At 57.9% G+C, this 14,755-nt stretch carries 12 protein-coding genes and 2 pseudogenes; 5 read left to right on the top strand and 9 right to left on the bottom strand.

The genetic code is table 11. The features are described 5' to 3' along the window. Positions 1-81 precede the first annotated feature (81 nt). From F617_RS0113945 to F617_RS0113935, 3 genes are read right to left on the bottom strand one after another with little or no spacing between them, the layout of a single operon-like run. The gene (locus tag F617_RS0113945; RefSeq protein ID WP_019565690.1) at positions 82-3,339 is read right to left on the bottom strand and encodes an error-prone DNA polymerase; all 3,258 of its coding nucleotides are present in this window, start codon (positions 3,337-3,339) and stop codon (positions 82-84) included. Further along, positions 3,336-4,847 (bottom strand): DNA polymerase Y family protein, encoded by a 1,512-nt coding sequence (locus tag F617_RS0113940; RefSeq protein WP_019565689.1) that lies wholly within the window; start codon positions 4,845-4,847, stop codon positions 3,336-3,338. The genes F617_RS0113945 and F617_RS0113940 overlap by 4 nt, the downstream gene beginning before the upstream one ends. Next, a complete protein-coding gene (locus F617_RS0113935; protein WP_026330848.1) occupies positions 4,768-5,520 on the bottom strand; it encodes an ImuA family protein in 753 nt (250 codons plus the stop codon). Before F617_RS0113935 ends, F617_RS0113940 begins: the two co-directional genes overlap by 80 nt. Positions 5,521-5,802: 282 nt before the next feature. Here F617_RS0113935 and ligD point away from each other — a divergent pair, with 282 nt between their 5' ends. Next, positions 5,803-6,855: a non-homologous end-joining DNA ligase gene (gene ligD / locus F617_RS0113930; protein WP_019565687.1), complete on the top strand. Its 1,053-nt coding sequence runs from the start codon at positions 5,803-5,805 to the stop codon at positions 6,853-6,855. Between the two features lie 59 nt (positions 6,856-6,914). Beyond that, complete coding sequence (locus F617_RS0113925) at positions 6,915-7,679, top strand: SOS response-associated peptidase family protein (RefSeq protein WP_019565686.1); 765 nt, start codon at positions 6,915-6,917, stop codon at positions 7,677-7,679. A 126-nt stretch (positions 7,680-7,805) separates the two neighbouring features. Here F617_RS0113925 and F617_RS0113920 read toward each other — a convergent pair whose 3' ends face one another. The 4 genes and pseudogenes from F617_RS0113920 to F617_RS0113905 all read right to left on the bottom strand — a co-directional run bounded on the left by F617_RS0113920 (position 7,806) and on the right by F617_RS0113905 (position 11,822). Next, positions 7,806-8,393, bottom strand: a complete 588-nt coding sequence (locus F617_RS0113920; RefSeq protein WP_019565685.1) for a DUF1349 domain-containing protein — start codon at positions 8,391-8,393, stop codon at positions 7,806-7,808. A 334-nt stretch (positions 8,394-8,727) separates the two neighbouring features. Then, positions 8,728-8,853, bottom strand: a pseudogene (locus F617_RS29160) (hypothetical protein); the annotation flags it as partial. Between the two features lie 316 nt (positions 8,854-9,169). Next, positions 9,170-11,119 (bottom strand): methyl-accepting chemotaxis protein, encoded by a 1,950-nt coding sequence (locus F617_RS0113915; protein ID WP_019565684.1) that lies wholly within the window; start codon positions 11,117-11,119, stop codon positions 9,170-9,172. 436 nt (positions 11,120-11,555) lie between these two features. Further along, the gene (locus tag F617_RS0113905) at positions 11,556-11,822 is read right to left on the bottom strand and encodes a hypothetical protein (RefSeq protein ID WP_003517422.1); all 267 of its coding nucleotides are present in this window, start codon (positions 11,820-11,822) and stop codon (positions 11,556-11,558) included. A 148-nt stretch (positions 11,823-11,970) separates the two neighbouring features. Between F617_RS0113905 and F617_RS0113900 the strand changes: the two genes are divergently transcribed. Both F617_RS0113900 and F617_RS27890 read left to right on the top strand, forming a co-directional pair. Further along, entirely contained in the window at positions 11,971-12,582 is a 612-nt protein-coding gene (locus F617_RS0113900) for a TetR/AcrR family transcriptional regulator (protein WP_019565683.1), read from the top strand. A gap of 217 nt (positions 12,583-12,799) precedes the next feature. Further along, positions 12,800-13,000, top strand: coding sequence for a BrnA antitoxin family protein (locus F617_RS27890; RefSeq protein WP_081626725.1), 201 nt, complete (start codon positions 12,800-12,802; stop codon positions 12,998-13,000). Between the two features lie 12 nt (positions 13,001-13,012). On the opposite strand, the gene F617_RS0113895 is transcribed toward F617_RS27890, so the two are convergent. After that, complete coding sequence (locus F617_RS0113895) at positions 13,013-13,924, bottom strand: HNH endonuclease (protein WP_019565682.1); 912 nt, start codon at positions 13,922-13,924, stop codon at positions 13,013-13,015. Positions 13,925-13,938: 14 nt separating this feature from the next. Here F617_RS0113895 and F617_RS27050 point away from each other — a divergent pair, with 14 nt between their 5' ends. Then, complete coding sequence (locus tag F617_RS27050) at positions 13,939-14,514, top strand: recombinase family protein (protein WP_019565681.1); 576 nt, start codon at positions 13,939-13,941, stop codon at positions 14,512-14,514. Between the two features lie 99 nt (positions 14,515-14,613). Here F617_RS27050 and F617_RS29155 read toward each other — a convergent pair. Further along, positions 14,614-14,740: pseudogene (locus F617_RS29155) on the bottom strand (transposase); the annotation flags it as partial. Positions 14,741-14,755: the final 15 nt, after the last annotated feature.

Below are 14,755 nucleotides of genomic sequence, written 5' to 3'. Positions count from 1 at the left end.
CCAACTCTACTGTTTTCCAAAAAAATGCTGCTGGGGCCCTCGAGGGACGCCAAGCGGCGCGGCTCCCGGGATAGCGAAAAATCACTGAAAATTCCGACTTTTTATCTTCAGCGTATCGATATGGAGATCGGGTGTGAACATGTCCCGCGGGACAACAGGCTTTTGTCGATCACGCGAATCCGGCCCGCCGCCGCCGTGGGCAAACTCGTCGCCCCGCCCCGCCGGCAGCCTGAACCCGGTATCCCGATCAGCCAGACCGACAAGGTCCGCTGACAGGTCGAAGAGTTGCTGCGCGACAAGATGCACGACCTCCCCTTCCCGCTGAATCCGCCCATTGATCGCCATCATCGAGGATCCGAGCACCACCCGCCGGCGCTTCTCGAACAGTGACGGCCAAACGACGATGTTGCCAGGGCCTGTTTCGTCCTCGATGGTGATGAACATGACGCCCTTTGCCGATCCCGGCTTCTGGCGCACCAGCACCAGACCTGCAGTATAAACCCATCGCCCATCCCGAGCATTCATCGCCTCCGCACAGGGGATGATATTGCGTGCCGACAGGTCCCTGCGCAGGAACGCAACCGGATGCTGCCGTAGCGTCAAGCCCGTATGGCTGTAATCTTCGATGACGTTGTGCCCGTCCGTCATCTGCCGAAGGGCGACCTCCGGCTCCTGCTGCTCAGCAATTGCCTCCATCTCGCGCTCAGTCGCGGCGGCAAACAACGGCAATGGCTCATCACGCAGCGCCTTGATGGCCCAAAGCGCGTCGCGCCTCTCGAGTTTGAGCGATGGCAGAAAGGCATCGGCCTCTGCCAGCTGGACAAGGGCCTCCGTCGGCACGCTGGACCGGCGCCACATGTCATCGACGGATAAGAAAGGACTATTCATGCGTGCCGTCACGATCCGCGCTGCGTCGGCGACAGCCAGTCCCTTTACCTGCCGAAACCCAAGCCGGACAGCATGCCGATCGATGCTGCCGATCTTTTCCAGCGTGCAGTCCCAGCGCGAGCGGTTGACGCACACAGGTCGCACCTCGACGCCATGCTTGATCGCATCACCGACGATCTGGGCTGGAGCATAAAAACCCATCGGCTGACTGTTCAAAAGCGCCGCGCAAAAGACATCCGGATAATGGCATTTGATGTAGTTCGATGCATAGGCGATCAGCGCAAAAGATGCCGCGTGACTTTCCGGAAAACCGTAGGAGCCAAAGCCTTCAAGCTGCGAGAAGGTCTTTTCGGCAAACTCGGCTGAATATCCGTTCTTGACCATCCCGGAGACGAGTTTCTCTTTGAAGCGTGAGACCCCGCCGGTGAACTTGAAGGTAGCCATCGACTTGCGCAGCTGGTCGGCCTCGCCACCGGTAAAACCGGCGCAGACCATGGCGACGCGCATGGCGCTCTCCTGAAATAGCGGCACGCCCAGCGTCTTGCCGAGCACGGCCTCAAGCTCGGGTGTGGGATACTCTACCGGCTCCTTGCCTTCGCGGCGGCGAAGATAGGGATGCACCATGTCGCCCTGGATAGGACCGGGCCGGACGATCGCCACCTGCACGACCAGATCGTAGAAGGTGCGGGGTTTCAGGCGCGGCAACATCGCCATCTGGGCGCGGCTTTCGATCTGGAAGGTCCCGAGAGTATCGGCTTTTCTGATCATTGCGTAGGTGGCTGCGTCCTCCTGCTGGATCGTAGACAGATCGAGATCCTCGCCCTTTTCCTCACGGATGAGATGAAACGCCTTTGCCATGCAGGTGAGCATGCCGAGTGCGAGTACATCTACCTTCATGAACTTCAGCGCCTCGACATCGTCCTTGTCCCATTCGATGATCTGGCGGTCCTTCATCGTTGCCGGCTCGATCGGCACGAGATCGTCCAGCCGGTCATGGGTGAGGACAAATCCTCCTGGATGCTGGCCAAGGTGGCGCGGCGCCCCCATCAGCTGCTGCGCCAGTTTCAGGGTGAGCGCTAAGCGCCGGTCGTCGGGGTTGAGGTTGAGTTCCCGGATATTTCGGTCGGGCACCTCCTCCGACCAGGACCACATGCCCGATGACAGCGCCTTGATAACATCTTCCGGCAGGCCGAGCGCCTTGCCGACATCGCGGATCGCTCCCTTGGCACGATACCGCGTAACGGTGGCGCAGAGGGCTGCCTTGTCATGTCGGTAGGTCTTGTAGATCCATTGGATGACCTCCTCGCGCCGTTCATGCTCGAAGTCGACATCGATATCCGGCGGTTCGTCGCGCTCCTGGCTGACAAAGCGCTCGAAGAGCAGATCATTGGTCGAGGGATCGATAGAGGTAATGCCAAGAATATAGCAGACGGCGCTGTTGGCCGCCGATCCCCTGCCCTGGCAGAGAATACCCTGGCTTCTCGCAAAGCGCACGATCGAAAACACCGTCAGAAAATACGGTGCATATTTCATGGTGCGGATGAGATCGAGCTCGTGCCGCACGGTCTTCAACACATCCGGCGGCGGCCCCTCGGGATAGCGGTTTGGCACACACTCCCAAACGTAATGCTCGAGCGATCCCTGAGCATCCTTGCCCGGCACAATGGCTTCCTCCGGGTACTGGTAGGTCAGCTCCTCAAGCGAGAACTTGCAACGACGCACGATCTCCATGCTTCGTGCCAGGGCCTCCGGATAGCGCGGAAATAGGCGAGCCATTTCTTCCGGAGGCTTCAGATATCGGTCGGCATGACGCTCGCGCTCGAAGCCGACATCGTCGATCGTAGTATTGTGCCTGATGCAGGTAACGATGTCTTGCAACTGCCGCCGACCCGGCTCATGAAACAGCACGTCATTGGTGACGACGGTTTTGACCCTGAACCGTGCCGCCATGTTGGAAATCTCATGGAGCCGCATCTGGTCGTTGGGTCGCCGGCGCAGGCACAGCGATACATAGGCTCGATCACCAAAAACGTGCGCCAACTTGCGAAGCTGTGCTGCGCATGTGGCGTCCGGCAGATCCGGCACCAGAATGCCGATCATGCCTTCCGAGTAAGCCATGACATCGTCCCAGTGCAAAATGCAGTTGTTCTTGCCGCCGCGCGACTTGCCAAGCGTGATGAGCCGGGTCAGCCGCGAATATGCCGGACGATCCATCGGATAGACCAGCAACGACATACCGTCGGCGAGGTCGAGGCGACAGCCAACGACGAGGCGGAGACCCGTCGCGCGGGATGCTTCAAGGGCGCGGACGATGCCTGCGAGCGAATTACGATCGACGACGCCGATCGCACTGATCCCAAGGAGTTTTGCAGTATCAAACAACTCCTGCGCCGACGAAGCACCACGCAGAAACGAAAAATGTGTCGTGACCTGGAGCTCGGCATAGCTCATGCGAATATCCCGTGGCAGAACCAGCGGTGTGACCCGGTTTCCGGATCAATACCGTCGCCGGAGCGGAACACCCAAAGACGCTCACCGGATTCGTCCTCGATGACAAAGTAGTCGCGCACGGCGTCCATTTCGGCATCTCGCTGCCACCATTCCCCGAAAATGCGTTCCGGGCCGTCGGCACATTTGACCTTGCGGCGTTTGCCACGCCAGACGATGGAGACTGGGGGCCGGTCCGGCATCAGCGCGATCGCCTCGATCAACTCAGGTCTCGGCAAGAGACGAACGGGGCGGCGCCAATGGCTGACCCAGGCAACGGCGATCGGTTCGGCGACGGGGCTGATGCGCTGGACAGAGCGTTCCGGCACATCGGAGGCGACCGGTGCGACGCGATAGACCCTCTGCCCCCGGTTTCCATAGAGGTCGATCAGCGGCGTGACATCGGTGACGTCATCCTCGACCAGAGCAGAGGCTTTCTGAGCCTCCTCGAGAGGCTCGGCTATCACGGCGAGCAGGATCAGCTTTTCGATCCCGAAGCCCGGCTCGATCTTTTCCGTCCGGTCCCGAAACAGTTTTGTCAGCCAGGCGACATCTCGGGCGGGCCTGGCGGTTCCGGCGCGGATGGCCTGTCTCGTGCCATCGACCTTCTCGACGATCAGGTCGGCACGGCGAATGCCAAGCCCGCGCTTCTGGAGTTCGTCAACGAGTTGGACGACCAGACGGCCAACATATTTATTGATTGTTTCGACTGCCCCGATCGGTTCGGCAAAGGCCTTGGAGACTTCAACCAGCTCTGCGGTCCGGATGGGCTCGATCGGCTCGGCGACACGACAGAGCATCTGGTCGAGACGGCGACCGACCTCCGGACCGAAGCGCAATGTCAGCGGGGCCCGCGGGGTGTTGGCAAGCTCGCCGATTGTCTGGAAACCGAGAATGCGCAGATCAGAGACGATCTTTGACGGCAGGCGCAGAAGCGAAATCGGCAGTTTTTCGACGGCACGGGCCGTCTCGCCCGGAGGAACGACAATCGTTTCGCGATTGATGGCGCGGGCGCAAGCATGGGCAGCACCCCAGCTGTCGGCAACCGCCACGCGCGCCGTCAGTTTTCGGGCAAGAAACTGGTTGGCGATCTTCGTCACCATCGGCAGTTCACCACCCTGCAGATGATCGGCGCCTTCCGTATCCATGACGATACCATCAATCCCGTCGACGGCGACGATCGGCGAATAGATCGTCAGCGCCCAGAGCGTGATGCGCTCGAGCGCGGCTCGATCGGCTTGCGGATCTGCGTCAACCAGCATCAGGCCTCGAAACACCGACTGCGCCTTTGCCGCCGCCATGCCGGCATGCACGCCCGCCTTTCTGGCAGCCGCATCGGCGGCAGACACCCATCGCTTCGAACCGCTTCTCGCGATCACGGCGATTGGCTGTTCAGGCGGAATAGACGGATCGGCCCGACGAATGCGATCCGTCGGCAGATCCGGAAGATAGATCGAGACGACCCTTGTCATCGCACGCCCTCACGAGAAACTCAGCACACTCACCCGCTTTCACGCGCATCAATTCCAGAAACCATTGAGGCCTGCCCACCCCCGGTACCGGCAACTCCTCTGACGGCATCACGCTGACACGCCATCGCGTGGTCGAGGCCGTCGGCTGCCCAAAGTCATTGGCCTCCGTCTGTCGCCGCCATCGGCGGACCGCGAGCGCCATGGTCCCGGTTCGCTCGGCTGCAAGCTGCAGGCGGCGGGAACTGACCATAGGCAGGCGAACAAGTTCACCGACGACGGCACCAAGTCCGCCGAAGGAAAGGCCCTCCTCCATATTGGCCAGCACATCCTCTTCCTTGTCGGATTCAACAAAGATGACGCGGTCGGGATGCAGACCCACATGGGAAAGAGCTGGAAAAAAAAGATCCGGCCGCGTCAGACACCAGATGACGGGGCCTTTTGTTCGTGCGGCAATGCCGGCAACACAAAGGGCGGCCGCTGCACCATCGACAGTACCGGAGCCACCGCCTGCAAACTCGTGCAGCGCGCCATAGGCGAGGCCCCCGCCAGGCAAGGCCGCATCGATCTCGGAAACGCCAAAAGAAAGTGTTCCGGCCCGCTTCGCGGATACCCCTTCCATCGACGCGATGCGGTCTCGCAAGTCGCAAATCACCCTCTGACGGGCAGCAGTCATCGTTCACGGCTCCCTTCAAGGTCGCGTTCAAAAGATCGACATTATGTCGTACGGGCTACATGTTCATTTTTTGTTCTCGTAATGCAAAAGAGTCAAGCACCACATGGTTGAGGAATATTATCCCAGTATTAGCAAAGTCGAAGATTCGAAAAGGATTCAAGGAGGTAAGGGAAAACAGAAATTTTTGCAGCCCTTGCGTCCGTCGGGTTCAAAACGGTGGATAGCGGGGATAGATGAACGGCGTCACAATCTTCTTAAGGTTTTCGTGCTGAACTCGTTTGCATGACGAAGCCACCGAGATCAAAGCCGCTCCTTCGTGATACCGAAGCTCCGCTACGGTCAAAGCCGCGTCGGAAGCGCAATCCCGCACAGCCACAGCTGCTGTTTGATCCGATGCCCGATCGCGTCGAGCCGGCGCTCGCCCAATTGAAGGCACACCCTCCACAAGGCGACCAATGGAGCTGGGAGCTGAAATGGGATGGTTATCGCCTGGCTATCCATATCGAGCCGACAGGGGTCCGCATCCTCACGCGTGGTGGCCATGACTGGACGCACCGGTTTCCGGCGATCGAGCAGGCTGCCCGGGCGCTTGGCCCGGCAACGATGATCATTGATGGCGAGGCGGTTGTGCTTGACGATGAAGGGCGGCCGGATTTCGGGCTGCTGCAGAAATCGTTGGGTGCGTCTGGAAAGACGGCTGGCAACCGAGCTTCGGACGCCATCCTCTACGCGTTCGATCTTATTTATCTCGACGGCCATGACCTGCGCAACGTGGAGTACCGTTCGCGCCGGCATCTTCTCGAGGATACGCTGAAGGGGCACAACGGCGCGATCCGCCTTTCGGAAACCATTGACGCCAATCCCGCGATCCTGCTGGAACACGTTGGCAGCCTTGGTCTCGAGGGCATTGTCGGCAAGCAATTGGATCAACCCTATCGCTCCGGCCGGACCGGCGACTGGGTCAAGATCAAGTGCGTTAAGAGCGAAGCCTTCATGGTTGTTGGCTACGAGCCATCGACGGCATCTCCCGACGGCTTCGGCTCTCTGGTGCTTGCTGCCTATCGCGGTGACGAGCTCGTTCATGTCGGGAACGTCGGGACGGGCTTCAGGCAAGCCGAGATGAACAGGCTGCGCAAGATGATCGACAGGCTGCGCTGGAATCGGAAACAGCCGCCTGTTCCATATGCCGAAAAGGCAGACATCGTTTGGGTCGAGCCGACTTTGATTGCCGAGATCGAGTTTCGGGCCTGGACGGCGGACGGCAAGCTACGCCATGCTTCCTACAAGGGATTGCGGGAACGACAAGACAATGCCGACGTTTACAGGCTCCAGTAGCGAAGTAGGAGCGATGCCGTGAACACACCGCATCTGCTTCACGCGGAGGGCTTTCCAGCATGTGCAACCTTTATCGGATGGAAGACAAGGACTGGGTCTCGAAATGGGCTCAGGACGCCGAAAGCCTGATCAACCTGATGCCAGCCTATCAGATGAACCCCGACCAAATGGGGCCGATCGTGCGCAACACGGCGGAAGGCAAGAAGCAGCTTGTGCATGCGCGATGGGGATTACCGTCCCCTCGCTTCGCCTTGGAGAAAGCGGCCAAAGCCAAGGCCGAGAAGCTCGCGGCCAAGGGCAAGCCATTTGATCTCGAGGAGCTGATCCGCATGGAGGCCGACCGCGGCACGACAAACGTGCGTAAGCTCAATTTCCCGCACTGGACGCGATGGTTCGACGTCGAACACAGATGCCTTGTCCCAGTCACCAGCTTCGCCGAACCGGATCCGGCGAGCAGAGAGGAAGGCGGCAATGTGCCCAATGCCTGGTTTGCCCGCGATGACGAGAAATCTTTGATGTTTTTTGCCGGCATCCATGTGCCGCAATGGAAGAGCGTCCGAAAGGTTCGGGACGGGCTCACGACCGACGATCTCTATGGTTTTCTGACCACAGACCCCAACGATCTCGTTAAACCGATCCATGAGAAAGCCATGCCGGTTCTGTTGCTGACGAAGGAGGACACGGACATCTGGATGCGGGCGCCGTGGGACGAGGCAAAACATCTTGTCCGCCCGCTTCAGGACGATGCGTTGATTATTTCGTCGCGAGAACCGTACGGGTCCACCGTCGTGTCGAAATCGGGCGAACCGGTTGACCAAGACTGATTTGTGTAGTGTCTGATCAGGCGGCACTGCGCCGAGAGGCCGTGGCTGCTCCTATCCCTTTGCTGGCACCTGTTACAAGGACGATAGATCGAGACGGCATTTGTGAAGAACTCCCTTAAATAGCTGCTAGCTAGACAGGTCGTGGAGATCGGTAGTGATCGCCGCACCGACTGAGAACTCCGAAAACCGGACATCCAGTCCGCCCCGCTCAGGCGTACATGCAGTCAACCCAACGAAATAATGGGAAACTTTAGGAAACGGAGCAAGCCGCAGCAACGGCCAAATGCTCCCATTGGAGGATGCCTGAATACGCATCGTTCCTTCCTTCAATGTGATCCGGATATAGAAATCTTCAAGCTCCTTGAAGGGCTGGGACACTGACCAGTCGGATTTTCCATCGGTGATGACTGTGCTGAGAAACCGTTCGCCATCTGTAAACTCAACGCCTGACTTCACCCATCGATTTTCATCAATGCGCACCATAAGACCGGCCTGATCGTAGAGAGACCGGAATTCGCCTTGGACGCGGACACTCGCTGTGAAACCATCCACGACCGTTAGGCCTAGGAAATGGCCACTGTCGCGCGTGAAGCCGTAATGTGTTTCACGCCAGAAGTCAGTGTTTGCTTCGGTGGTTAAAGAGAGACCCGTCTCGGTGGCTTCCCACACTACAGGTTTATTCAGCCACTCAGCTTCTTTGAGATTAACGTCCACGGCACTGTCTCCGGAATTGCCCTTACATCACTGCTGGTGGGGCTATTGCCCGACTCAACGGATACCCGTGATCATAAACTCGGTAAAGTGAGTGTTGGCCTGCTGCCGGTTTCGTGGACACCAAGTTACGGTGCTTCCAATGAAACTGGAGTGCATAAATGCAACGAAGGGAGTCCAGCCGCGAGTACAAGCTTGAGGCAGTGAAGTTGGTTAGGGAGCGTGAGGTCACACCCTCACCGAAGCGCTCGGCAAAAATCTTTCGATGGCAGTTGGTAGCACTACAGACAAAGCGCCTGATGGACAGATGCAATGCGATCCGTCGAGCCGTACACGGCAGATCACCGATCACCCGAGGGGAACGGCTATGAACTCGACGGGAAACGGTCCCACAGTGGGGACATATAGAGTCCGTTGACCCGGCGGACGCAGTGACAACGATCGCATCGGTGGCATCATGCATCGATTCAACGTTCAAACTGGCCGGGATCCGGTCGGAAGTCAAAACTGGGCTCGCATGGCGCTGATTCCACTTCGGAAATCACACCAATTGAATCCGAAACATCATCGAGAATGGGTCAGTGCCCAAAAAGATCCCCACGGCCATAGTCGCGACGCGCTGCGTGAAGGACAATGTATTGCGAAGATTGCCAGACATGTTCGTCACCGCCCTCTGGCATAAACTATGCCACGCAAACGATTTCCGATTGCGTGGCATAGTCCTTGATTGGCGGCGGGGATATCCCCCGCCGATGCTCATGTCGTTGACCGATCGCCGATCAAAACTCCTGCCAGTCGTCCTTTGACGTATCGACAGCAGCGTTACCGGAGAATGCGGATGCAAGCTTGCGGCCAAGCGCGCGTACGGGGGATGCCACGTATCTGTCGTTGCCGCCGGCATTGCGAACCGGAGCGGGCTGGCTCTTCTGCTGATAGGCGGTATCGGCGAGCTTGAACTGCGCGAGAAGCTGGTTGAGCGAAGCTACCTCCTTGGCCAGATTGTGGCTGGCGGCGTTGGTCTCTTCCACCATGGCAGCATTTTTCTGCGTGTCCTGGTCCATCTGGTTGACCGCGGTATTGATCTGCTGGAGGCCGGAGGATTGCTCCTGCGCGGATTCCACGATGGAAACGACGTGCCGGTTGATTTCCTGCACTTCCGATACGATCGTCGCCAGTGCCTTGCCGGTGTCGCCCACCAGCTGAACGCCCTGCTGCACCTGATCGTTCGAGGTGGTGATCAGCGCCTTGATTTCCTTGGCCGCATTGGCGGAGCGTTGCGCCAGTTCGCGCACTTCCTGCGCGACGACGGCAAAACCCTTGCCCGCCTCACCCGCACGCGCAGCTTCCACGCCGGCATTGAGCGCCAGAAGGTTCGTCTGGAAGGCGATTTCGTCGATCACGCCGATGATGTTGCTGATCTCGTTGGCGGATTTGGAGATCTGCTCCATGGCGACCACGGCGCGGCGTACCACTTCGCCGGATTGTTCGGCACCTGCCTTGGCGCGGCTGACGATCAGGCCGGCCTCCTGCGCGCGCTTGGTGGAATCCTTCACTGTCGTGGTGATCTCTTCCAGAGCGGCAGCGGTTTCCTCAACGGCTGCTGCCTGCTGTTCGGTACGCTTGGCCAGATCGTCGGCGGCCGATTTGATCTCGTTTGCGCCCGCGCCGATGCCACCGGCATTCTGCGCAACCCGGGTCAATGCCGATTGCAGCTTTTCGGCGGACATGTTGAAGTCGTTACGAACGCCGTCGAGTGTCGCCGTGAACGGCTGGCCGATGCGGTAGGACACATCGCCATCCGAAAGCTTCGAAAGACCGGTTGCAAGATTGTCGACGGCAAATTTGACGTCGGCAGCTTCCTTGGCCTTCTGCTGCTCGCGCGCGATGCGTTCCTTTTCCGAAAGGCTGCGATTGGCTTCTGTTTCCTGTTCAAGGCGGATGCGCTCGATCGCACTCTCGCGGAACACCTGAACGGCAACCGCCATCTGGCCGACTTCGTCCTTGCGGTCCATGCCATCGATCTCGGCTGCCGTATCGCCGCCTGCCAGCGACACCATACGCTCCCGCAGGCGGGCAATCGGCGTTGTGATGCCACGCGAGGCCACGAACAGCGCGAGAATGATGCCGGCTGCAAAGCTGATGCCAACCACAACAAGCGAGGTCAGGATCGTGGAATTCGTCTGGTCACTCAGATCGTCGCTGCCTTTTGCAACACCCTTGGCAAGCTTGTCCAGCAACGAGCCTATTTCGTTTCCGGCCGCGCGAATTTGCCCATCAGCCTTCAGGAGTTCCGCCGCGGACTCCTGATTACGATTAGCGGAGCCAAGCTCGACGGCCTTATCCGTGCTTGTGATGATGCTCTGAGATTGTTTGAGCAGTTTGTCGATTGTGGCCGTCTCTTCCGGGAATATGGCCTTGACGTTGTTCAATCGCGAGATCAGTTCGCCTTTGTCGGCGTTATACTCGCCTTTGGCGATGGCGAAATCCGGAATGGAGGTGTCATATGCCATTACCTGATAAGCACCGTAAGCCACCGCCTGAAGATTGCGGTTGGCACGAGAAAGCTCGACAAGCGCGGCATTATCGCCGGCAATGAATTCTGAATAGAGCGTGTCCGCGTTTTTGTAACGGGCGGACATATATACTGTTGCACCCAGACCGATGATGCAGAGCGGTAGAATGAGCGACAGAATTTTGGTGCGGATACTGGCATTCTGGAGAAATGACACGGATAACCTCAGGGCATGAATACCGCTCCTTCCCCGTGCCGGAGGTGTTCGGCAAGACTGACATTGCACGTCGCGTAACCTCGATCATCAAGGCTTCGGTAGCCGCATCATCGGCTCTGATCGCAACTGCATCATGCATGCGCCGAAAAACGCCGGCCTGCCCCCTCAAATACGGGCAGGTCACCATTCCGCGGGCGAAACGACAGCCCCGCCAAAAGGCGGAAACGCCGGGCCGCATTTCGCAAAACACGGACTAGAACCGATTGTTCCACGGCCGTGCTTCGCTCGTTTTCTTGCGATTAGTTATAGTTAAATACTTTACAATTTCTTCATGCCCAAACGGGCGCAGGAGATACCAATATCTGAAAGATCAGCGTGCGATTAGCCATCCCACCGCGCATAAGCCCGACTTATGGGATGGTGATGCAGGCCACATTCACATATGGGCAGCGCAAGGCTTAAAGAAACCTGCGAACAAGGGCTGTACGGCGGTTACGAGTGTACGCTTCGATGAAGCTGCAGGCGCGCTCGTTTCAAACTGTCCAGCAAATGCTGCGCCATCGCGTGTCGTCAAGGACGTCGCCGCCGAATGCATCAACTCTTTGAAATCGTCCAGGCCCACGTCGTCGGCGCGCATGACTGAACGGATCAGTGGATCTGCGAAAATCTCGGCGAGCGTCATCTCGTCTATCGTCTGTCTCATCTCAGTCTCCTTTCGATAATTCCTAAGCTGTGAAAGCGGGCGATTGCTTGACGGGCTCGCGCCAAGGTGTTACCGGTAAGTAACGTTTGTGATAGTTACCGATCGGTAACACGCATGTCAACACCGCTTGAGGGTAAAAAGTAAACTCATGAAATCCGAGACATCTGATCGTGCTTCTGAGCAGAAAATCGCACCTCGTGACCGGATTGTGTCAACGGCCTGCCAACTGTTTCGTGAACATGGGATACGCGGCATTGGTGTTGATGCCATTGCCGAAGCCGCCTCAACCAACAAGATGACGTTATACCGACATTTTGGTTCCAAGGACGATCTTGTGTGTGAAGCGCTCAAGCACAGTTCTCGAACGCTCAATAAAGCCTGGGAAGATCTCGAAAAAGAGAACCCGGGCGACCCGAGGGCTCAGCTCGCGGCATGGGTTAAAGCGCGCGCACAATGTCTTTCCAGCGAGCCCTATGGATGCGATTTGGCCAATGCTGCGGTAGAGTTGAAAGAGCAAGGGCACCCTGCACATGCGATAATAGAAACGTTGAAGATGGAACAGCATTCCCGGCTTGCCGATCTTTGTCGTTCGACAGGTGTAAGCGATCCCGAACTTTTGGCTGATACGCTATCCATGCTGTTAGAGGGAGCACGCGTCAGCAAACTTGCCGCTGGCAAAGAAGGTCCGTCAATGCGGTTTACGCGTGCGTGTGAAGCGGCGATGGTCTCGTTTGGTCTAGGCGCACAGGCTTCTGCCTGATCCTGGTGGTGCAAGAATGAAGTGCCACTGAAAGAGCAAAGGTGCATGTTGATCGGCCAACTTAGAGTAACCTTCGCGATAAGCGTTCTCTTCCGGATTGAGGGGCGGTTGACCAGTTTATCAGCAGCAATTGCGTTGTTTCGGCTGCCCACCAAATGTGGGGTGCGACCACCGCTGTTTTGACATACAGCCTGAAAGTAGAAATTGACCGGCTGCGCTGTTCAAACCGGCGCAGAAGGTCGCAGCTCCAGCCGTTGAACGGTCCGCAATCTCCAACACCAAGGAGCTTGTATCCTTGACAATCGACAGTGATGTCCTTTCGCATTTTCAGGCGGACGTTCCGAGCTGGCAAGAGCGCATCAACGATACCTTGCGAGCCGCAATGAATGTGTCCCATCAAGCACTTGAACGGATTTGAGCCGTTGGCGCGTTATTGCTTAAAGGTATTCTCGCGATGCCATCTCAGAAATTGTGGATGCGGGCGTTCGTGAACACCTGCCGGTACGATCGCTCTTCCGGTCTTGTTGATAAGACCTTGGATGCTGCCGCGGTCGTTCGCTTGACGCGAAACCAGGACCTCAAGATCGTCCGACAAGCCGATAAGGCCGCGATCGAACATCCAGTGTGCCGTGCCAGAGAGCGCGATGCCATTCGACAGAATATCCGGGCCGTCCGCTTCAACCGGGCGAATATGGGCGGCATCAACCTCCGCGCGGCCGCCGCCATTGATCAGCTTCAAGCCTGTTATCGCGCATCGTTTGTCGTAGGCCTGCAAGATCAGTCGGCGAAACAGGCGATCGCGAACGATACGCGATGAAAGCTGTGTGACCCGCACCCTTTCCTCTTCGAACATAAATGGAGCTTGAATGCCGCCCGAGAATCCGGCGCCAGTTGGCGTGTCTATTGCCTCGCCCGATCGCGGCAGTTCCGGTTGATCCTCTGCCAGGCCAATTGACAAGATACGATTGAAGTCTGCGGCTGAGATCGGCCGCACGGCTGCTTGCGCCCTTCCCGAAATTCGCCCCGCGTCGTTGAGCACTCCCCGCTCGATCACGCCATCTGGCCCGCTGAAAGGAACAGCGTTGACGAAATCGAGATAGCTGCCGGGTTCGATCAGAGCCAGATGCATACCGGACGCTTTGGGGTCTGGAATGACCTGTGCGACCTTGGCGACCGCGAAATATCCGCGCGTCGCCGCAACCTTTCGAGGCTCGTAGTATATGACCCAATCTCCAACGCAGGCTTGGACGCGGCCAAGATACTGGCTCGGAAACTGATATTGCTCAGCCGGACTGTCGTCGTAGATCGAATCTGTGCGGTGAATGAAAACCCCGAATCCCATATTCGATCTCTACCATGGTGATCGCGACACAAATAGGCAGATCGGTCATTATGCATGTCCTCAAGAGAATCGTGGTTTACACGCGTTATGCAACAGATCAACAAGATCTCGCTTGGATCGAAACCCAGCCCGATCTCGGAAAGCAATTCGTTCCGCAACAAGGCTGGCATTTGGCCGAAACTTTCGTCGACGCCTATGTAAGCGGTTCGTCTTTCGAGACGCGGCCTGGGCTCCAGGCCGCTTTGGCGGTGGCGAAGACCGGCGCCTATAGCGTGTTTCTCTGCCTTACTCTTGATCGCCTTTCCCGCGACGTTGAGCACAGTGCCCAAATTCTCAAGATCCTGCAGTTTCATGATGTTGATTTATGGAAGGTTCACGGCGCCGCGGCGGTGTCATCGATGGAACTTGGATTGAGGGCGGTTCTCAGGCAGGAAGTGCTCGAACAAGTTCGCTACCGCGTGCGCGCAGGCATGAAGACCATTGCCAAACAGGGGCGGGTGCCAGGCGGTATCTTTTACGGCTACAGAGTGCGACGTGAGTTCGATGATAGTGGGGAGCCGGTTCGCGGCCTGCGTTCGATTGACATTTAGGATGTCGCGCTCCTCGGTGGCGCGAGCCAGTTCCTTCTTCAGCCGCTTGATCTCATCAGCCTCGTCGCTGCCTTGACGTTCAACGAAGCAAACTCTTCTTCCATTCGTAAAGCGAATGCTGACTGACGCCGAGCCGCTGCGAAACCTCCGCAACCGGATAGCCTCGCTCTGTGATCTGACGCACCGCGTCACGCTTAAACTCTTCGCTGAAATTCGATTTCCTCATGGATTGGGAAAGAAG

This window comes from Agrobacterium sp. 10MFCol1.1 (genome assembly GCF_000381165.1).
Taxonomy (GTDB): Bacteria; Pseudomonadota; Alphaproteobacteria; order Rhizobiales; family Rhizobiaceae; genus Agrobacterium; species Agrobacterium tumefaciens.
The sequence above is the reverse complement of the archived record's forward strand: the minus strand, read 5'-3'. Positions and strand labels throughout refer to the sequence as shown.

Coding starts and splice junctions, on each gene's coding strand:
- F617_RS0113940 (WP_019565689.1), bottom strand. CDS start 4,847: ATGACAAGGGTCGTCTCGATCTATCTTCCGGATCTGCCGACGGATCGC.
- ligD (WP_019565687.1), top strand. CDS start 5,803: ATGACGAAGCCACCGAGATCAAAGCCGCTCCTTCGTGATACCGAAGCT.
- F617_RS27050 (WP_019565681.1), top strand. CDS start 13,939: ATGGTGATCGCGACACAAATAGGCAGATCGGTCATTATGCATGTCCTC.
- F617_RS0113900 (WP_019565683.1), top strand. CDS start 11,971: ATGAAATCCGAGACATCTGATCGTGCTTCTGAGCAGAAAATCGCACCT.
- F617_RS0113935 (WP_026330848.1), bottom strand. CDS start 5,520: ATGACTGCTGCCCGTCAGAGGGTGATTTGCGACTTGCGAGACCGCATC.
- F617_RS0113945 (WP_019565690.1), bottom strand. CDS start 3,339: ATGAGCTATGCCGAGCTCCAGGTCACGACACATTTTTCGTTTCTGCGT.
- F617_RS0113895 (WP_019565682.1), bottom strand. CDS start 13,924: ATGGGATTCGGGGTTTTCATTCACCGCACAGATTCGATCTACGACGAC.
- F617_RS0113925 (WP_019565686.1), top strand. CDS start 6,915: ATGTGCAACCTTTATCGGATGGAAGACAAGGACTGGGTCTCGAAATGG.
- F617_RS0113905 (WP_003517422.1), bottom strand. CDS start 11,822: ATGAGACAGACGATAGACGAGATGACGCTCGCCGAGATTTTCGCAGAT.